Here is an 18,677-nt window from a genome sequence, read left to right as displayed (position 1 = left end):
CAAGGTCAGATTTCGCGCCTGAATGCCCGCTGAACGATCGCGTCAGGTTTGCGGAGCGCGCGTGGGCCGCGCCGGCGAGGCGTATACGAGAGATTTATCAGAGATTTCCGAGGTCTGAATCCCGTCGGAAGTATTCATTTTTGTTTTACTGAAAAGTCCGGGCGAGGCGTTTCGCCGTTAACTTTAACTTCAAACCACCGGTATTTGATGGCGTCTCAGAGGCGGGCTCAGAATGGCGCCCGATCAGGAGATACGGTGATGAACGCGCAAGAAATGGCGCACGACCTGCAGGCCCACGACGACGGTCTGCCGCTGCCGACGCCGGACATGTCCGGCGACGACCTGTTCAAACTGGGCATGATGTATTCGGCCGGATCGGGCGGTTGCCCGATGGACCGGGTGTCGGCCCACATGATCTTCAACCTGGCGGCCATGAAGGGCTCTATCGAGGCGCGCGTTTATCGCCGCGAGATGAGCTTGGAGATGGAACGCGAGGAGATCGCCGAAGCGCAGAAGGCCGCGCGTCGCTACATCGACCAGGGCGTGGTTCAGCTGGTCGCCTAAACGACTGGCTCAGAACTGTGCGTAGCCGTTGCCGTTCGATCCGTTGATCGAATAGCTGAAGCCGATAGGCAGGGCGGCGCGCACCTGGGTGAAGAAGGCCGCCAGTTCGCCCAGCGTCGAACGCGGCACGAAGACGATGTCGCCACGCCGCAAGGGCACGACCTCGCCGCGACGCGGACGCAGGTCCACCACGCGCATCATGCGCGATCCACCCGGACCGCGACGGATCAGGGCCACGCTGTCCTGACGCGACGTCGGGGCGAACCCGCCGGCCTGGATCACCGCCTGATAAGCGTCCAGATCGCCGATCATTTCGAAGACGCCCGGGTTGCGCACCTCGCCATCGACCCAAACGCGGATCGGGCCGGCCTGGCGTAGGGTGACCTCGACAACAGGGCGCACCAGCTGGGTCGCATAGGCCGCAGAGACGACCTGCTGAAGCTGGGGCAGGGTGCGATCCGCCGCCATGACCGATCCGATCAGGGGCAGAGCGATGCGACCATCGGGACCGACTTTGAGCGTGCGCGTCAACTCCGAGGCTGTTGGAGTCGCCACCTCGATCTCGTCGCCAGGATACAGCAGATATTCCGGCTCCTGGTCCGTCCAGGGAGCGAAGGGCAGGCCGGCGAGCGCGTCGTAGGGCGAACGGTCGGCGCGCCGGGGATCGCGAACGCCGCCAGCCCCGCCGCAGCCCGCCAACGAGGCGGCGATGGCGGCTGAACCCAGGGTCAGCAGAAACAGGCGGCGATCGGTCAGCATGGGAATCGGTCGGCCTCGACGAGGGATATCAGGCAACCTCGCCGGTTATGGGTAATCATCGGTTAACGCCGGTGGGCGAAGGGTGAGGATCACACGCCTTTCAAGGGATTCGGCCCGCCCGATGCGCTCCACCGCACACGTCACCACAAGGCCGCGCTACGGCGTTCTGGACGTGATCGGCCTGTTGTTCCGCGAACTGCTGCTGATGATCGTCGTCTTCGTGGTGATCCTCGGGCTGGGGTTCGCCGCCGCCATGACGCTGAAGAAGAGCTACACCGCCACCGGCTCGGTCTTCGCAGGCGTGGGCCAGGAATACGTCTATCAGCCGCGCGTCGGCACGGCCGAGCGGGGCCAGGCGCCGCAAGGCGACGAGGTCGCCAACTCCGAAGCCGCCATCCTGGGCTCCAGCGTCGTGCGTCAGAAGGTGGTCGAGGCGCTGGGCCCCGCCGCCATTCTAGGCGAGCAGCCCAAGGGCAGTCCGCAGGCCGCGCGTTCCGCCGCGCTGAAGGCCGTCGGCGGCGGCTTGGGCGTCGCCACGGCGCCGGGCAGCGCGGTCATCCACCTGACCTACAAGGCCGACGATCCCGAACGGGCGGCCCGGGTCCTGAACACGATCATCGAGCAATATCTGATCTATCGCCGCGAAGTCTTCCAGGACAAGACGCCGGCCATCGCCAGCCAACGCATCGCCTTCGAGGATGAACTCGGTAATGCGGACCGGGCCTATGAGGCCTTCCTGGCGTCCAACGACATCGGCGACTTCACTGCGGCCAAGGCGACGCTGGCGGCGACCTATCAGACGGTCTTCACCGACCGGATGTCGACACAGAGCCAGCTGAACCAGACCGCCCAGCGGCTGAACACCCTGGTGGCGCAGCAGGCGGGAACACCGGCGGAGGTGGCGCTGCAGCAGGATCTCAACATCTCGGCCCAGGACCAGGTGCTGCAACTGCGCACCGAGCGCGAGCAGTTGCTGTCGCGCTATCAGCCCGACGCCCAGCCGGTGAAGGACATCGAGGCGCGGATCAATCAGCTGCAAGCCTATGTCGCGACCGGCACGGCCGTTGGGGCCAAGGAGGTCCGCACCGGCCCCAACCCCGTCTGGACCGAGCTGGAGACGACGCGGATCAACACGCGAGCCGAGCGCGACTCGCTCGCGGCGCGTCTGGCGGTCCTGGACCGGCAGCTGGCCGATATCCGTTCGCGTCAGGCGCGGCTGACGGCGCTGGAATCCGAGAACACGACCCTGGCCGGCAATCGCGAAGTGCTGAGCGCCTCCATCCGAGAGTTCCAGCAGCGCGAGACGCAGAGCCGCGCCGACAACGCCCTGGTCGCCGCCGGCGCCGACAACGTCACCGTCATCGAACGCGCCCAGCCGCCGGCGACGGGCAAGAGCCTGAAGATCCCGCTGCTGGCGGCGGTCTTCCTGTTCGCGGGCTTCACCGCCCTGTGCGTCGGCCTGTTGCGCGTGTTCACGCGGCGCGGCTTCATGACGCCGGCCTCGGTCAGCCGCACTCTGGACATGCCGGTCCTGGCCGTCGCGCCCGCCAAGGCGGCGTAGGTAAAGTCGTGCTAGGCTGAGGGCTTAGGGAACGCCTTGGCGATTCGATGGTCGATCTGACTTCAGAAATGGCGGGCCTTTGGGCGGCGCTGGGACCGGCGCCGGCGCACCGTGCGCGGGTGATCCAGTTCGCCTCCGCCGCGACCGGCGAGGGCGTCTCGACCGTGGCGCGTGAGTTCGCCCGATTGGCGGCCGTGCGGGCGCGCAAGCCCGTCTGGCTGATCGACGGCGACCTGGCGCAACAGGGGCAGTTGGAGACGGTGTCGGCCGAGCCGGATCGGTTCGGTCAGGTCGGCAAGGCGGCGCAAGGCTCGCCTGACGGATCCAGCTTTTACGCCGTGACGCCGCGCGTGACCGGGCGCGACGGAAAGCCGGTGCCGGACTCGCGACTGTTGACGGCGCGGTCGTGCCTAGGCGGCCGTCTGTGGGTGACGCATTTCCACATGGAGGCGCTGCGATCCGGACACCGGGTCGAGGCGATCGGAGAGCCCCGCTACTGGGAGGCGCTGCGACCCCACGCCGACACCATCGTCATCGACGCGCCCGCCGCAGACCGCAACGACATGGCGATTATCCTGGCGCCCTTCGTGGACATGACGGTGCTGGTGGTCGCGGCAGAAAGCACCGCCGCCCACGCGCCGGTCATCCTGCGCGACGAGATTGAAGCCGTCGGCGGCAAGATCGCCGGGGTGGTCATGAACCGCTCGACCTACAAGGCGCCGGGGTTTTTGCAGCGGCTGATGGGCTAGCGACGATCCGCTTCCTGTCTCGGCGCCATGTGAGAATGACGCTATGGGCGACGTCGGGCCGGAGCGCCCTGTTTTCGATGGAGGTCGGCGTTGTCTGACGGCTCAATCATAGATCGCATCGTCATCGTCGGGGGCGGCACGGCTGGCTGGATGGCGGCGGCGGCGCTGGCGCAGGCGTTCGAGGGCGCCGGCAAGACCGTGACCTTGGTCGAATCCGAGGCGATCGGCATCATCGGCGTCGGCGAGGCGACGATCCCCGAAATCCTGAAGTTCAACGCGCGCCTGGGGATCGACGAGGCGGACTTCCTGCGAGAGACCAAGGCCACGTTCAAGCTGGGGATCGAGTTCGACGGCTGGCGACGCGAGGGCGAGCGCTATTTCCATCCGTTCGGCGCCTTCGGGCTGGATATGGAAGGCATCGCCTTTCATCATTTCTGGTTGAAAGCCTGCGCCGAAGGCGGGTCGGAGCCGCTGGAAACCTATTCCATGGCCTGGCAGGCCGCGCGCCGTGGCCGTTTTGTTCATCCGCAGGGCGGGCCGCAGTCGCCATTGTCCAGCTTGGGATACGCCTATCATTTCGATGCGGCGCTCTATGCGGGCTTCCTGCGCCGCTTTGCGGAAGGGCTGGGTGTCGTTCGCCATGAGGGGCGGGTGGTCGAGGTCCAGCAGGCAGCGGATGGCGATATCTCGGGCGTCAGGCTGGACGACGGGCGGATCGTCGAAGGCGACTTCTTCATCGATTGCACCGGCTTCATCGGCCTTCTGATCGAGCAGGCGTTGAAGTCAGGCTATGAGGACTGGAGTTCCTGGCTTCCGTGTGACAGCGCTGTCGCCGTGCCGTGCGAGCGTGAGGAGCCCTTATCGCCCTACACGCGTTCGACGGCGCGCGAGGCCGGATGGCAATGGCGCATCCCGCTGCAACACCGGGTGGGCAATGGCTACGTCTATTCCTCGGCGCATCTCTCGCATCAGGCCGCCGAGGACGCGCTGATGTCGCGGCTGGAGGGTACGGCTCTGGCCGAGCCGCGTCGCCTACGGTTCGCCACGGGCAGGCGCAAGGACTGCTGGAAGCGCAACTGCGTGGCGGTTGGATTGTCCAGCGGATTCCTTGAGCCGCTTGAATCGACCAGCATTCACCTGATCCAGAGCGCCATCACCAAGCTGATCACCCTGTTTCCATCGCACAAAGACAGCGAGGGCCTTCGCCGCGAGTTCAACGCGCTGATGGAGGAGGAATTCGTCACCGTCCGCGACTTCCTGATCCTGCACTACAAGGTCACGCAGCGGGAAGGGGGCTTCTGGCAGCAGGTGCGCGACATGCCGATCCCGGACCGGCTGGCGGCCAAGATCGCCCTGTTCGAGGAGACGGGTCGGATCGTCAGGCGCGACCATGACATCTTTTCCGAATCAAGTTGGCTGGCGGTCGCGGTGGGGCAGGGGCTGACGCCGCAGGGACGTCACCCGATTTCCGACGTCATCGGTCATGACGCCAACCTGGGCCGACTGTCGGCGATCCGTGACAGCATCTGGCGCACGGCTGACGCCCTGCCGTTCCACGCCGATGCGCTGGCGGCGACGATGGCCGGCCGGTCGTAGAGAGTTGAGCGACCTTCGCGGTTCCAAATTCTTTGCTGAGGGTGACCGCCATCCCTCATGCCCGAGAAAACCCCAGAAAGATTGTCCTGGGGCGTTGACATCGCTGTCAATCGAGCGTTCCTACCCGCTCGCGGACGGTCGATAAGGCTGCCGACAACTTCGCGACGGGCATCGCCGTCGGACCTCGGGGGAAACCATGATGAAGTCAGAGATCTTTCACGCCAGACGTGCGCCCTTTGCGCGAGGGCTGCGCCGCTCCGTGTCCGCCCTGGCCTTGACCGTCGCCGTGGTCGGCGCGACCGCTGCCCACGCCCAGTCGGACGCTGAGCCGCAAACGACGGCGCCCGCGGATGATGCGGCGCAGGTCGATGACGTCGTCGTCACCGGCATCCGCGCGCGGATCGCATCCTCGCAGGCGATCAAGCGCGACTCCGACACCTTCGTCGATGCCGTGACCGCCGACGACATCGGCGCCCTGCCGGACAAGTCGGTCAACGAGGTGCTGCAGCGCATCCCCGGCGTGAACATCAACCGCTTCCAGGGCCCGACCGACCCCGACCACTTCTCGGTCGAAGGCTCCAACGTCATCATTCGCGGCCTGAGCTATGTGCGCTCGGAGTTCAACGGCCGCGACGCCTTCAGCGTGAACACGGGGCGCGCCCTGGGCTTCAACGACGTGTCGCCGGAACTGCTGGCCAGTGTTCAGGTCTTCAAGAACGCGACGGCCGACCGGATCGAGGGCGGCATCGCCGGCGTGGTCGATCTGCGCACCCGCAAGCCGTTCGACAGCCGCAAGTTCGTCTTCGGCGCGACGGCGGAAGGCTCTTATGGCGATTTGCGTGAAAAGCCGGGCCTGGGCTTCTCGTCCCTGATCAGCAACGTCTGGGACACCCAGTACGGCTCGTTCGGCGCCCTGCTGAGCTATGGCGAATCCGATCTCTATTCCGAAGCCTACGGCAGCCACCTCACCGACTTCACCTATCGGTCCGATCTGTCGAACGGCGAGGATCGCCGGTACGTCCCGCGCGGCGGCGCGGTGCGGACCCAGCAGTTCGACCGTTCGCGTTCGACCCTGGATGGCTCGCTGCAATGGGAATCGACCGACGGCCGCGCCAAGCTGACCGGCGAATACATTCGCGCCGACTCGACCTCGGCCTGGGGCGAGCGCGTGGTCGAGGTCGATCTGGGCAGCGGCGGCAACCCGACCCCCTTGCCGGGCCAGTCGTTCACCTATGACTCCAACGGCGTCTTCACGAGCGGTCTGCTGGTCAGCAATGCGCCGAACCTTCAGGTTCTGCCCAAGCGTCAGCGCGATCTGCAGACCCTGACCGAAGACTTCTCTCTGGCCGCCGAATTCCATCCGACCGATCGCCTGTCGATCTGGCTGGATGCGCAGTATAGCGAGGCCAGCGCCGACGATCTGGACATGAGCGTCTATGGGGCCATCACGCCGCTCTACACCTTGATCGGGGAAGGGCGTCACGGCGTGTCGGACATCCAGTTCGTGGACGCCTCGGGCCAGCCATCGGCCAGCACAAACGACCCGTCGAACTTCTACTATCGTTCGGCGATGGACCACATCGAACAGTCGGACGGCGATCAGACCGCGTTCAAGGCCGACGTCAAATACGACTTCGACAACTCGCCGCTACGCGCCATCCGCATGGGCGCGCGCTATTCGGACCGCGAGCAGACGCGTCGCTATACCGCCTATAACTGGGGCGCCATTTCCGAGAGCTGGGCTGGCGGCGTCACGCCGTTCCAGACCACCGGTCCGCTCGCTGTCGAAGCCTATGACTTCCCCAACTTCCAGCGCGGTCACAATCCGACGCCGATGAACGGCTTCTATCCGACAGCCGATCTGATTACGGCCTATCGGGACGGCACGCTGCAGGCGGCCTTGGCTGCAGCGAGCAGCTCGGGCTCGACCTGGCGTCCGCTGGATCAGCGTCCGGGCGCCATCGCCGGCACGCCTTTCCTGCCGGGCGATATCAATAACTCGGCCGAACAGACGACATCGGCCTATGTCCGGTTCGACTTCGGCTGGGATGATGTCTTCGGTCCGGACACCGCCATCACCGGCAACCTGGGTGTTCGCTACGCCAAGACCGACTTCCAGACGCGCGGCTTCATCTCCAGCCCCAACATCGCGCAGAACTTTGGTGATGCGAACGGTTTCGACCCGCGCTTCCCTGGTCAGAACATTCCGGTGACCCAGGCCAATGCGGCGGCGATTGTGCAGTTCCGTTGCTCGACCATCCAGCCGGGGCAGTCGGCGCCGGGCTATTGCCTGCTGTCGAACGACCGTCTGAACCAGCTGGTCGCCTTCAGCGACGGCAGCTTCCAAGAGGTCGAGCGCGGCAACAGCTATGACGACTGGCTGCCCAGCCTGAACGTCAATCTGAAGTACAAGGAATGGGTTTTCCGCGGGGCCGTGTCGCGCGCCATGACGCGCCCGGACTTTGGCGTGACGGCCTTCGCCGCCACCCTGTTCTACACCGACATGAACCAGGTCCGGGACAATGGCGGCGACGTCAACACCGCCCCGCTGCTGACCACCTTCACCGGCGGATCGCAGCTGACGGGCGTCCGCTCGTGGAACTATGACCTGGGCGTGGAATGGTATTTCAAGCCGGGCAGCTCGGTGACCTTCAACGCCTTCTACAAGGACCTGTCGGACATCCTGGCCAGCGGTTCGACCGTCCAACAGTTCAGCAACGCGCAGGGCGTCTCCACCGACGCTCAGGTCAACCAGCAGGTCAATATCGGCTCAGGCTGGATCAAGGGCTTCGAGATTGGTTATCAGCAGACCTACAGCTTCCTGCCAGGCCTGTGGAGCGGGCTGGGCATCGAGGCGAACTACACCTACGTCGAGCCTTCGACCTTCCCCAACGCTGTGACCGAGCCGCGCTATGTGGGTCTGGAACTGCCGTTGCAGCAGCTGTCGAAGCACACCTACAACTTCTCGGTCTTCTACGAGAGGGATCGTCTGTCGGCACGTCTGGCTTACAACTGGCGCAACGGCTTCCTGCTGACGCCGCGCGACGACGTGAACCCGTTCTCGCCGATCTTCAACGACTCGACCGGGCAGCTTGACGGTTCGATCTTCTACACCCTGAACGACAACTGGAAGATCGGTCTGTATGGCGCCAACCTGCTGGACGAGGTCACCGTCACGCAGCAGCAGACGTCCTATAACCTCAACGGCGCGAACCAGGCCGGTCCGCTGGCGCCGCGATCCTACTTCCGCAGCGACCGCCGCGTGACGTTCAGCCTGCGCTACACCTTCTAAGACTTCTTTCTCTGAGCGAAGACTTGGGGCGTCGATCTGATCGACGCCCCTTTTTTCGTTCTGGATCAGCCGCCTTCGCGTAGCCTTTCGATGAACTGCGAATGGGCGGGCAGGGCGGCCAAGGTCTGGTCGAAAGCCATGACCATTCGCCCCAGCGACGCCATGGCGGCCTTGATGTCCAGACGGTCGGCCTGGATGTCGTAACGGCGCGGCATGAAGCCCAGGCTGGCCATGAGCAGGGTCCAGTGCTGCGCGTCGTAGGGATCGCCGTCCAAGCCGACGCCGGCATTGCGAGACGTGAACTGGGCGATGCGACGCGCCAGGTCGTCGCCAGCCGGGGCTAGTCGTTGGCCTTGCGATCCGCACAGAAGGATCAAATGGAGTCGGTCCGCGCTGTGCGTGATGTCGCGAACGACGGCATCATTATAAGCCTCGGCGCAGGCTGGAATCTGCGCGGACGCGCCCGGCAGCGATGCGACGAGTTGTGTCAGCTGTCGCTCCAGTAGGACGCTGTCCAGGCCCAGTCCGTCGCCAAAGCGCGCCGCCGCCGGACCAAGAGCAAGCCGACGGCCGCTCCAGGGATGCGTATCCAGGCCGGGGGCGAGGGCGACGTCAGACTGGGCGACGACATCAACATCACCCAGCCAGGCCATCAGCGCCGCCTTCGCAACGTCAGCGGTGGTGCGGTCTGCGGCGTAGGCCAGACTGGCGAAGCCGCCGCCGGGCAGGGGGCTGCGACTGGCGAGCCCTTCTTCGAGGCTGGCCATATCCAGACGCGGCGCGTGATCTCCACCCGCGAAGCGCACGGTCAGACACCGGTCGTAGCCCAGGCGCGCGGTCCAGTCGCCGTCGCCGCTGAAAACTCCGTTCGTTCGCGTTTCCAGGGTCATGAAAGCCTTGACCTCACCGACGTCGTCAGACGCCTCCCGCACGCCAGCGCGCAGGGCGATGTCCCGCAGTCGCGCCGTCAGAACGCGCGCGTCCAGCATCAGTCGGGGGCGAAGAAGAGACCGCGGCGACTGCCGATCCGGGCTGGGATGGGCGTAACGACCGGCCGCCATCACCCGCGCCTGGAACTGCAACGGCGCCAGAAGCGCGGCGTAGTCGGGGGCGTCGGGAGATTGACGGGCGGCGCGCAGCGCGACGTCCGCCAACGCGACCCCATCGATCCCAGGCAGGGGCTCCTGCTCGACGACGGCGATGTCTCGCCCGTCGCGCCAGTTTCGCAGCAGCGAGCCGAGGAAGAAGCCGCCGTGGCCCTGAGCCAACAGGTCGGCGGCCTCCGACAACTGGACGAGCACGCCGTCTGGATCGGCGATAACGACCTCAGGCTCTTCACCGAGTGCTGGGGCAACGGCGTCTTCCATCAGAACCGAATGACCGGAAGGCAGCGTCTTGGCCAACAGGGCGGTCGCCGCCCAGGCCGCCAGTCCGCCGCCTCGAATGACCCAAACCTTGTCTGACCCGCTCATCGGCCGCCCCCTGCGCGCTGGGCCGCTTGGTGGATGAAGGTCATGTGATCGGGCGTCTGATCGACGGTCGATCGGACGTCGTCGCGCAAGGCTGCCAGCTTGGCGGATAGGACGTGCGGTTCCAGCCGATCGACGCGCGGATCCCAGCCCTTCGAGACGATGTTCTGCCCCACCAGTACGGCGAGCCAGCTTGGCGGCAGAAAAACTCCGATATCGTAGTCGGGCAGCACGCCGCGCGACTTGAAGGCCTCGACCTTGGCCGAAAGGCTGTCGGGCCAGGCCATGGTTCGCATCTCGCGCCAGAACGGCTCGTCACGTTGGTTGGCGACATAGTGCAGGACGAGGAAGTCACGAATCCGGTCGTACTCCAGCGCCATGATCCGATTGTATTCTTGGGCGTCCGCCTCCATCCCGACCCTGTCGGGGAATAGATCCAGCAAGGTCGTGATCCCCAACTGGATCAGATAGATGCTGGTGGACTCCAGCGGCTCCAAGAAGCCGCCGGACAGGCCGATGGCGACGACGTTTCGGTTCCATAGCTTGTGTCGTCGCCCGGTCTTGAAGCTCAACCGACGCGGCTCGGCCAGCGCTGGACCTTCCAGATTGGACATCAGGATCGTCACGGCGTCCTCATCCGAAATATGGGCCGATGAGAAGACGTGGCCGTTCCCAGTGCGGTGTTGCAGCGGAATGCGCCATTGCCAGCCTGCCGCACGGGCCGTCGCGCGGGTATAGGGGCCGACCGGCGCCGCCGTCTGGCACGGCACGGCGAAGGCGCTGTCGCAGGGCAGCCAATGGCTCCAGTCCTCGAACGTCGTCTCCAGCGCCTGATTGATCAGCCGTCCGCGAAAGCCCGAGCAATCGACGAACAGATCGCCCGAGATGCGGCGCCCGTCCGACAGGACGACGGCGTCGACATCGCCCGTCGCGCCATTCAGGGCATGATCGACAACCTTTCCTTCGGTGCGGACCACGCCGCGCCCGCACGACACCTGGCGCAGGAAGGCTGCGTAAAGACTGGCGTCGAACTGAAAGGCGTAACTGAAGGTGGACAGGATGGAGCCGGGGTCGGAAACCGGCCGCTGGAAGCGGTTCGCCTCGGCCGCCCTGACCGGATAGCTGTAGTCGCTGATGTCGGCGGCGTCGCCCATGGCGCGCCGCGCAGCCCAGACATGGTGGAAATCGATCCCCTCGATCGGCTCGCCATAGGCGCCGAACGGATGGATATAGCTGTCGCCGGGTCGTCCCCAATCCACGAACTGGATGCCCAGTTTGAAGGTCGCCTGCGTCTCGTCGATCAGCGTCTGCTCGTCGATGCCCATGGCCGTGTTGAAGGCGCGGATGTGGGGCAGGGTGGCCTCGCCCACGCCGACGATGCCGATCTCGTCGGACTCGACCAGTTCGATCGAGACGGCGCTGCCCGCCAAACGATGAGACAGGGCGGCGGCCGTCATCCAGCCAGCGGTTCCTCCGCCCAGGATGACGATTTTTCGGATCGGTCCAGCATCGTTTTGGATCATCATGCCGACTGTCTAGCAGACCATTTTTAGGCATGACAGCGATGGACAAGCCTGACCATAAGCTGTGTCGGCATCGCCTTTTCGAGCGGGGATGTTAGAAGCGATCTGAGCGACGTTCAGGGGGACGGATTTTGGCGACGGTGACGATCTATGACGTGGCCGCGAAGGCGGGCGTGTCCATCAAGTCCGTGTCGCGCGTGCTCAACAACGAGCCGAACGTCAGCCCCACGCTGCGCACCAAGGTGGAGGAGGCGGCTGCGTCTCTGGGTTATCGGCGCAGCCTGTCGGCGCGCAGTCTCGCGGGTGCGTCTTCGTCATTGATCGCGGTCCTGGTGGATGCGGATCTGACCATCGAACACTGGAAGAGCGGGCGCGGCAGCGACTATCTGGGGCGTCTGGAGTTCGGCGCCCTGATGGAGGCGCGCCAGGTCGACTATCATCTGATGATCGAACTGGTGGACCACAACTCGCCTGATCTTGAACGCGATCTGATGGCGCTGCTGAACTCCATCCGGCCTGAGGGCGTCATTCTGACGCCGCCGAACTCGGACAACGTCGCTGTGATGGACGTGCTGGACGCGGCCGGCACGCCCTATGCCCGCATTGGACCGGAAGCGGCCTTTGATCGGGGGTACTGCATCGAGATGGACGAACGGCGCGCAGCGCTGGAGATGACGCGTCATTTGATCGACCTCGGGCACACCCGGATCGCCTTCGTCACCGGACCGGTCGCCTATGGCGCCAGTCGACGGCGCCTGGGGGGCTACAGGGACGCCATGGCCGAGGCTGGTCTGGATGTCGCGCCGGCCTGGGTGGTGGAGGGCGACTTCACCTTCACCTCCGGAGCGCTGGCGATGGAGAAGCTCCACCAGACCGCGCCGGACATCACGGCGATCTTCGCCAGCAACGACGATACGGCCCTTGGCGTCCTGCAATGTGCGGCGAGGCTGGGGCTGTCGGTGCCCGGCGACCTGTCGGTGGCCGGTTTTGACGATTCGCCCGGCGCGGGTTTCAGCACGCCGGATTTAAGCACCATCCGTCAGCCGGTAGCGGAGATGGCCGCCGCCGCCGCGCAACGCCTTATTCCGCCTCTTCGTCGTCTCTTGGACGGCGACGCCGCCGCGCGTGTCATCGTTCCGCATGATCTGATCGCGCGCCAGTCCACGGCTCGCATCGAGCATTGAAAGGGCAGGCTCAGGCAGCTGTTGACAGCGCTGTCAAACGTTTGGCACAGTGGGTTTGTCCGGGGCTGTTTCGGACATCCATATCGGCCTGAAGGCGCGTCTCCGGGGTTGGCTTGGGCGGCGTGGCGGCCGCAACGATCAGGTCTCCCTCCATGCGCATGGCCGCCACCGCCCTGGTGATCACCCTCATGTCGAGCGCGTGCGCGATTGATCCTGGCATGGTTCGGGCCGTTCCGGTTCAGGCGGTGACGCCGCAGGCGTCGATCGTGACGGATGCGACGCGCGCGCATCCTGCGCTGTGGCCGCGTGCGGCGTCGCCGGCGGCGATGACGGATCGGGCGACGGAGGCCTTCGTCACCGAACTGATGAGCCGGATGACGCTGGAGGAGAAGGTCGGCCAGACGATCCAGGCCGACATCGCCTCGATCAAGCCTGAAGACCTGCTGACCTATCCGCTGGGCTCGATCCTGGCGGGCGGCAACTCCTCGCCGGGCGGCGACGAACGCGCCTCGGCCCAGAAATGGGTCGAACTGGCCCAGGCCTTCCGTGCGGCGGCGGCCCAGCGGCCGGGCGCCAAGGTGCCGCTGATCTACGGCATCGACGCCGTGCACGGTCACAACAACGTCGTCGGCGCCACCATCTTTCCGCACAACATCGGCCTGGGCGCTGCGCGTGATCCCGACCTGATCCGCCGCATCGGCGAGGCGACGGCGCTGGAAGTCGCCGTGACCGGCGCCGACTGGACCTTCGGCCCGACCCTGGCCGTGCCCCAGGACGACCGCTGGGGCCGCGCCTATGAAGGCTATGCCGAGAACCCGGAAGTGGCGCAAAGCTACGCCGGTCCCATGACCCTGGGCCTTCAGGGCGCGCTGTCGGCCGATCATCCGCTGGCGGCCGGCCATATCGCTGGCTCGGCCAAACACTTCCTGGCCGACGGTGGCACCACGGGCGGCAAGGACCAAGGCGACTTCGCTGGGTCCGAACAGGAGATGATCCGCACCCATCTCACCGGCTATCCCCAGGCCATCGACGCCGGCGTGCTTTCGATCATGGCCAGCTTCTCCAGCTGGAACGGCGTCAAACATTCGGGCAACGAGACCATTCTGACCGACGTGCTGCGCGGCCCGCTGGGCTTCGACGGCTTCGTGGTGTCGGATTGGAACGCCCATGGCCAGCTGCCGGGCTGTTCGAACGAAAGCTGCGCCCTGGCCTTCAACGCCGGCATCGACATGTTCATGGCGCCCGACAGCTGGAAGCCCCTGTACGAAAACACCCTGGCCCAGGCCAAGTCGGGCGAAATCCCGATGGCGCGCCTGGACGAGGCGGTGCGCCGCATCCTGCGCGTCAAGGTCAAGACCGGCCTGTTCAACGACAGCCGTCCGGTCGAGGGGCGTCTCAACGAACTGGGCTCGCCCGCTCACCGCGCCCTGGCGCGCGAGGCGGTGCGCAAGTCGCTGGTGCTGCTGAAGAACGAGGGCTCGGTCCTGCCGATCCGCTCGGGCGCGCGGGTGCTGGTCGCGGGTCACGCCGACGATATCGGCCAGGCCTCGGGGGGCTGGACCCTGACGTGGCAGGGCACGGGCAACTCCAACGCCGACTTCCCTAACGGCCAGTCGATCTGGGGCGGCATCCAGGAAGCGGTCGCCGCCGGCGGCGGTCAGGCGACCCTCAGCGCCGACGGGTCCTTCACCCAGAAGCCGGACGTCGCCATCGTCGTCTTCGGCGAGACCCCCTATGCTGAGTTCCAGGGCGATGTGGATACGCTGGACTTCCTGCCGACCGAACCGCTGGAGACGCTGAAGCGTCTGAAGGCGGCGGGCATTCCGACCGTGTCGGTCTTCCTGTCGGGGCGTCCGATGTGGACCAATCCTGAGATCAATGCGTCCGACGCCTTCGTCGCCGCATGGCTTCCAGGCACCGAAGGCGCGGGCGTGTCCGACGTCCTGATCGGCGATGCCGCGGGCAAGCCGCGCCATGACTTCACCGGCAAACTGTCTTTCAGCTGGCCCAAGGACGCCAAGGGCGAACCGCTGAACGTCGGTCAGCCCGGCTATGACCCGCAGTTCGCCTATGGCTACGGCCTGACCTATGCGCGCAACGCCCGCGTCGGCGCCCTGTCGGAAGACAGCGGCGTGGTCGGGTCCGGCAGCAATCTGGATCGCTACTTCGTCGATGGCCGCTTCGTCGCGCCCTGGTCGCTGATGCTGCGCGATGCCGGCGGCGAGTTCCGCCTAGGCTCCGAAAAGACCGGCGCCAGCCCGCGCGGCGGCGTGTCGGTGCGCTCCACCGACGGCGCCGGCCAGGAATCGGCGCGCGCCCTGACCTTCTCGCAGGGCGGGGGGCAGGCCCTGATCGCGGCGCAGCCGGTCGATCTGACGCGCCAGTCGAACGGCGAGATGGCCATCGCCTTCCGCTACCGCGTCGATACGCGGCCAAAGGGTCCGGTGTTCCTGACCCTGGGCGCCGGGTCGGTGGACATCTCCAGCCTGATCGCTGCAGCCCCCGTCGGTGAATGGCGCACGCTGAAGGTGCGGCTCTCGTGCCTGCGCGATCGCGGCGCAGACATCGCCGCCGTCGACCAACCCTGGGGCCTACGCACCGCTGCCGACTTCGCGGTTACGGTCGAGGATATCCGCCTGGCCTCAAACGAGGGCGACGCCGTCTGTCCAACGCAGTAGGCTGGCGCTCGCCAAGGGGGAACCGGCCGCATGACCAATGCTGAACTGAGCGTGGCCTTCTTCCTGCAGATGGCGATCATCATCGCCGCCTGCCGAATCGTGGGCTGGCTGGCCAAACGCTACCTCGGCCAGCCGCAGGTGGTGGGCGAGATGATCGCCGGGGTGATCCTGGGCCCATCGGTGTTCGGCCTGTTGGCGCCTGATCTTCAGGCGGCCCTGTTTCCCAAGGAGTCGCGGTCGATCCTGTTTGTCGGCGCCCAGTTGGGCGTCGGCCTCTACATGTTCCTGGTCGGGCTGGGCTTCCGTCGCGACCACTTCAGGGCCAATGCGAAGAGCGCGGCCGCCGTGTCGCTGGCGGGCATGGCGGCGCCCTTCCTGGTCGCTGTCGCCCTTGCGCCCTGGCTGGTCGCCGAGGGTCTGTTCGGGCAGGGGATCCAGACCTGGCAGGCCATGCTGTTCATGGGCGCGGCCATATCGATCACCGCCTTCCCGATGCTGGCGCGCATCATCCATGAGCGGGGGCTCAGCGGCACGCGGTTGGGTTCGCTGTCGCTGGCGGCGGGCGCCATCGACGACGCCGGTGCCTGGTGCGTTCTGGCCATCGTCCTGGCCAGCTTCGGCGCGGGGCCGATGGTGGCGGTGACGGCCATCGCGGGGGGCGGGGCCTTCGCCCTGTTCATGCTGACGCTGGGACCGAAGATGCTGGCGCCGCTGGGCCGGATCGTCGAGCGGGAAGGGCGGCTCAGCCCGACCGTGCTGGGGATCGTGCTGATCCTGTTCATGCTCAGCGCCTGGGCCATGGACGCGGTCGGCATCCATGCCGTCTTCGGCGGATTCATCCTGGGCGTCGTCATGCCGCGCGGCTTGCTGAGTGATGAGGTCAAGCGTCAGCTGGAGCCGTTCGCCGTGCTGGTGCTGCTGCCAATGTTCTTCACCTTCTCGGGCCTGAACACACAGCTGACCATGGTCAACAGCCTGGGGCTGTTGGCCGTGACCGTCGTCATCCTGCTGGGCTCGATCCTGGCCAAGGGCGGCGCCTGCTGGGCCGCCGCCCGCCTGACTGGTCAGGACAACGCCACGGCCATGGGCATCGGCGCCCTGATGAACGCGCGCGGCCTGATGGAGCTGATCATCATCAACATCGGCCTGCAAAAGGGTGTCATCGGCCCAGCCCTGTTCTCAATCCTGGTGCTGATGGCCATCATCACCACCCTGATGGCCTCGCCCCTGTTCGAGTGGGTTTACGGCAGAAAGGCGCGGGCGCGGGGCGAGCTGGGGCAGGTCAACTAGCCCGATCGCGATCTGGCCCAGACGTCCTTGCTGGCGCCCAAGGCTTGAAGACCGCACACCCGCCACGGAATCGTGGCGGGTGGCTCGGCGCCTCGATCTAGGCCATCGATCCCGTCAGCGATCGTCGATGAAGGCGGCGACCCAGACCAGGGGCGCGTTCCAGTTGATGGCCACTTCGTTCAGGGCATAGGCGTTGATGTCGTCGGCCCAGCAGGTCTGGGCCGCGCATTTGCCGATCAGGGTCTTGGCCACGTCGTCGATCATGGCCTGATTGTTCGGCCCGCCCGACAGGGCGCCTGCCGGGGGCATGGGATAGGCCGGGTCGGCCTGATGCGCCCAAAAGCGATGGTGCGGGTTCTGGACTGGCCGGTCGCCGTAGCCGGTCACATAGGACCGATCCATCGGATTACGGCCGAGGATATAGTCCAAGGACCAGATCACTGCGTTGCGGAAATTCCAGTCGCCGGTGTAGTCGAACGCAGAGCCTAGGATCACGGCCCGGCTCATCAGGGCGCCGTTCGAGCCCCATTCGTAATTCACGCCCGATACCGGCAGGCCGTAGCCCTGACCATAGCCGGCGTCGACATAGGCGCGTGCCGCCGCCACGATGTTGGCGCGCACGGTCACAAGATCCTCCGGCGGCAGAACGTCGGGCACGGTCGCCAGCGTCAGCGATCCCAGCGACGCCGTCCAGGAGAAGCCCGGATCACCAGTCGCGCTTTTGCCCGACAGCGGTCCGCCCAGATAATAGGGCGAGGTCTTCAGCGCGGTCAGATAGGCTGGATTGCGCGTGGTCGCCAAAAGCTCGGCCGTGGCCCAATAGAACTCGTCCGAGAAGTCTTGGTCGCCATAGGCGCCGCCGCCGGCGAAATTCTCTCCGGCCCGAACGTCGCGATTGCGCAGCGCCGCGCGGAAGGCGCGCTGCGATGCCGTCAGACACTGGCGCGCGAACGCCGGATCGATGTCACGCCAGATCCGCGCGCATTGGGCGCCGACGGCGGCGAGATTGAGCGTTGAGGCTGTGCTGGGCGGATAGAGAAGGCGCGGCTGGGGATCGTCCGCCGGGGCCATCGGCAGGCCCGTCCACTGCGCATCATGCACCTTGTGATGGACCATGCCGCCGGCGTCGATCTCGGTCAGGGTCAGCGGCTGACCCGGCGCCTGGGCGCCGACCGGGACCTTCAACTTCACGCCGTCGGCGATCTGCACCTTCAGCAGGAACTCGATCTCATATCGCGCCTCGTCGAGCAGATCGTTGACGCCGTTTCCGGCCTCCGGAATATCGACCTTGCCGTCCGTAAAGGCGCTTGCGCCGGATCCCCCCTTGGCCATGGCGCGTTCGTAGGCATTCAGCAGCATCCAGACCGAGATGCCGCCGTTGACGACGTATTTTCCGTGATCGCCGGCGTCATACCAGCCGCCCGTGACGTCCAGCGTATAGTCGCACCCGGGCCAGACCACTCCGGCCGTGTCCGCGCCCGAGAAACAGGCGGCGACCTCGTGCGGGTGACCGGCCGCGCGCGCCAGATCCGGCCGCGCGACATGATCCCCCAGGATCGGCACGCCCGCTCGGTTCTGATAAAAATAGGCCAGGGCGTCGTACTTCAGTCGCGCGTGCGGATGCTGCTGAATCGAGAAGGGGCGGCTTTCGTGCGATCCCACGATCAGACGGTAGCCATCGCCGTCCGTCTGCAGCGACTGAAAATCGACCGTGTGGACGCTCTGTCCAGAGGCGGCGTCTTGGCCGAAGACTTTCGACGCGCCCTGAGCGACGACGGCGCCGGAGCGATTGACGATCCGCCAGGGCAGGGGACGGGCCGTCTGGTCCTCGACGGTGGCCGTCTTCGGCCCTTGGGTTTCGAAGCCGACCTGGTTCATGCGAACGCCGTTGGCGTCAGGTTCGGCGTGCGCCGCGCCAAAGCCGGCCGCCAAGGCCATGGCCGCAACGCTCGCCGTCACTCTCTTTCTCATACCACCCTCCCTCAAGGCCTGTTTTCGTTCACGCGCGACAC

The 18,677-nt window shown here is 66.1% G+C and carries 12 protein-coding genes; 8 read left to right on the top strand and 4 right to left on the bottom strand.

Going from position 1 to position 18,677, the window contains the following annotated elements; all coding sequences use genetic code 11:
- Positions 1-258 precede the first annotated feature (258 nt).
- The gene (locus O2K97_RS10625; protein ID WP_039247692.1) at positions 259-564 is read left to right on the top strand and encodes a hypothetical protein; all 306 of its coding nucleotides are present in this window, start codon (positions 259-261) and stop codon (positions 562-564) included.
- A 9-nt stretch (positions 565-573) separates the two neighbouring features.
- Here the strand turns inward: O2K97_RS10625 and O2K97_RS10620 are convergent, their stop codons facing one another.
- Positions 574-1,323, bottom strand: coding sequence for a polysaccharide biosynthesis/export family protein (locus O2K97_RS10620; RefSeq protein ID WP_269219239.1), 750 nt, complete (start codon positions 1,321-1,323; stop codon positions 574-576).
- 121 nt (positions 1,324-1,444) lie between these two features.
- On the opposite strand from O2K97_RS10620, the gene O2K97_RS10615 reads away from it, so the two are divergent.
- The 4 genes from O2K97_RS10615 to O2K97_RS10600 all read left to right on the top strand — a co-directional run bounded on the left by O2K97_RS10615 (position 1,445) and on the right by O2K97_RS10600 (position 8,521).
- Positions 1,445-2,884, top strand: a complete 1,440-nt coding sequence (locus O2K97_RS10615; RefSeq protein WP_269219238.1) for a GumC family protein — start codon at positions 1,445-1,447, stop codon at positions 2,882-2,884.
- Positions 2,885-2,931: 47 nt separating this feature from the next.
- The gene (locus tag O2K97_RS10610; protein ID WP_269219237.1) at positions 2,932-3,633 is read left to right on the top strand and encodes a hfsB; all 702 of its coding nucleotides are present in this window, start codon (positions 2,932-2,934) and stop codon (positions 3,631-3,633) included.
- A 90-nt stretch (positions 3,634-3,723) separates the two neighbouring features.
- Complete coding sequence (locus O2K97_RS10605; protein WP_269219236.1) at positions 3,724-5,229, top strand: tryptophan halogenase family protein; 1,506 nt, start codon at positions 3,724-3,726, stop codon at positions 5,227-5,229.
- Between the two features lie 199 nt (positions 5,230-5,428).
- Positions 5,429-8,521: a TonB-dependent receptor gene (locus O2K97_RS10600; protein WP_269219235.1), complete on the top strand. Its 3,093-nt coding sequence runs from the start codon at positions 5,429-5,431 to the stop codon at positions 8,519-8,521.
- A 65-nt stretch (positions 8,522-8,586) separates the two neighbouring features.
- Here the strand turns inward: O2K97_RS10600 and O2K97_RS10595 are convergent, their stop codons facing one another.
- Together O2K97_RS10595 and O2K97_RS10590 are read right to left on the bottom strand one after the other, a co-directional pair.
- Positions 8,587-9,993 (bottom strand): tryptophan 7-halogenase, encoded by a 1,407-nt coding sequence (locus tag O2K97_RS10595; protein ID WP_269219234.1) that lies wholly within the window; start codon positions 9,991-9,993, stop codon positions 8,587-8,589.
- The gene (locus O2K97_RS10590) at positions 9,990-11,516 is read right to left on the bottom strand and encodes a tryptophan halogenase family protein (protein ID WP_269219233.1); all 1,527 of its coding nucleotides are present in this window, start codon (positions 11,514-11,516) and stop codon (positions 9,990-9,992) included. Before O2K97_RS10590 ends, O2K97_RS10595 begins: the two co-directional genes overlap by 4 nt.
- A gap of 137 nt (positions 11,517-11,653) precedes the next feature.
- Between O2K97_RS10590 and O2K97_RS10585 the strand changes: the two genes are divergently transcribed.
- From O2K97_RS10585 to O2K97_RS10575, 3 genes are all read left to right on the top strand, one after another.
- Positions 11,654-12,697, top strand: coding sequence for a LacI family DNA-binding transcriptional regulator (locus O2K97_RS10585; protein WP_269219232.1), 1,044 nt, complete (start codon positions 11,654-11,656; stop codon positions 12,695-12,697).
- A 152-nt stretch (positions 12,698-12,849) separates the two neighbouring features.
- A complete protein-coding gene (locus tag O2K97_RS10580; RefSeq protein ID WP_419466062.1) occupies positions 12,850-15,375 on the top strand; it encodes a glycoside hydrolase family 3 protein in 2,526 nt (841 codons plus the stop codon).
- A 30-nt stretch (positions 15,376-15,405) separates the two neighbouring features.
- Entirely contained in the window at positions 15,406-16,665 is a 1,260-nt protein-coding gene (locus O2K97_RS10575) for a cation:proton antiporter (RefSeq protein WP_269219231.1), read from the top strand.
- A gap of 114 nt (positions 16,666-16,779) precedes the next feature.
- On the opposite strand, the gene O2K97_RS10570 is transcribed toward O2K97_RS10575, so the two are convergent.
- The gene (locus O2K97_RS10570; protein WP_269219230.1) at positions 16,780-18,636 is read right to left on the bottom strand and encodes a glycoside hydrolase family 9 protein; all 1,857 of its coding nucleotides are present in this window, start codon (positions 18,634-18,636) and stop codon (positions 16,780-16,782) included.
- Positions 18,637-18,677: the final 41 nt, after the last annotated feature.

This window comes from Brevundimonas vesicularis (assembly GCF_027105095.1).
In the GTDB taxonomy this organism is placed as follows: domain Bacteria; phylum Pseudomonadota; class Alphaproteobacteria; order Caulobacterales; family Caulobacteraceae; genus Brevundimonas; species Brevundimonas vesicularis_E.
The sequence above is the reverse complement of the archived record's forward strand: the minus strand, read 5'-3'. Positions and strand labels throughout refer to the sequence as shown.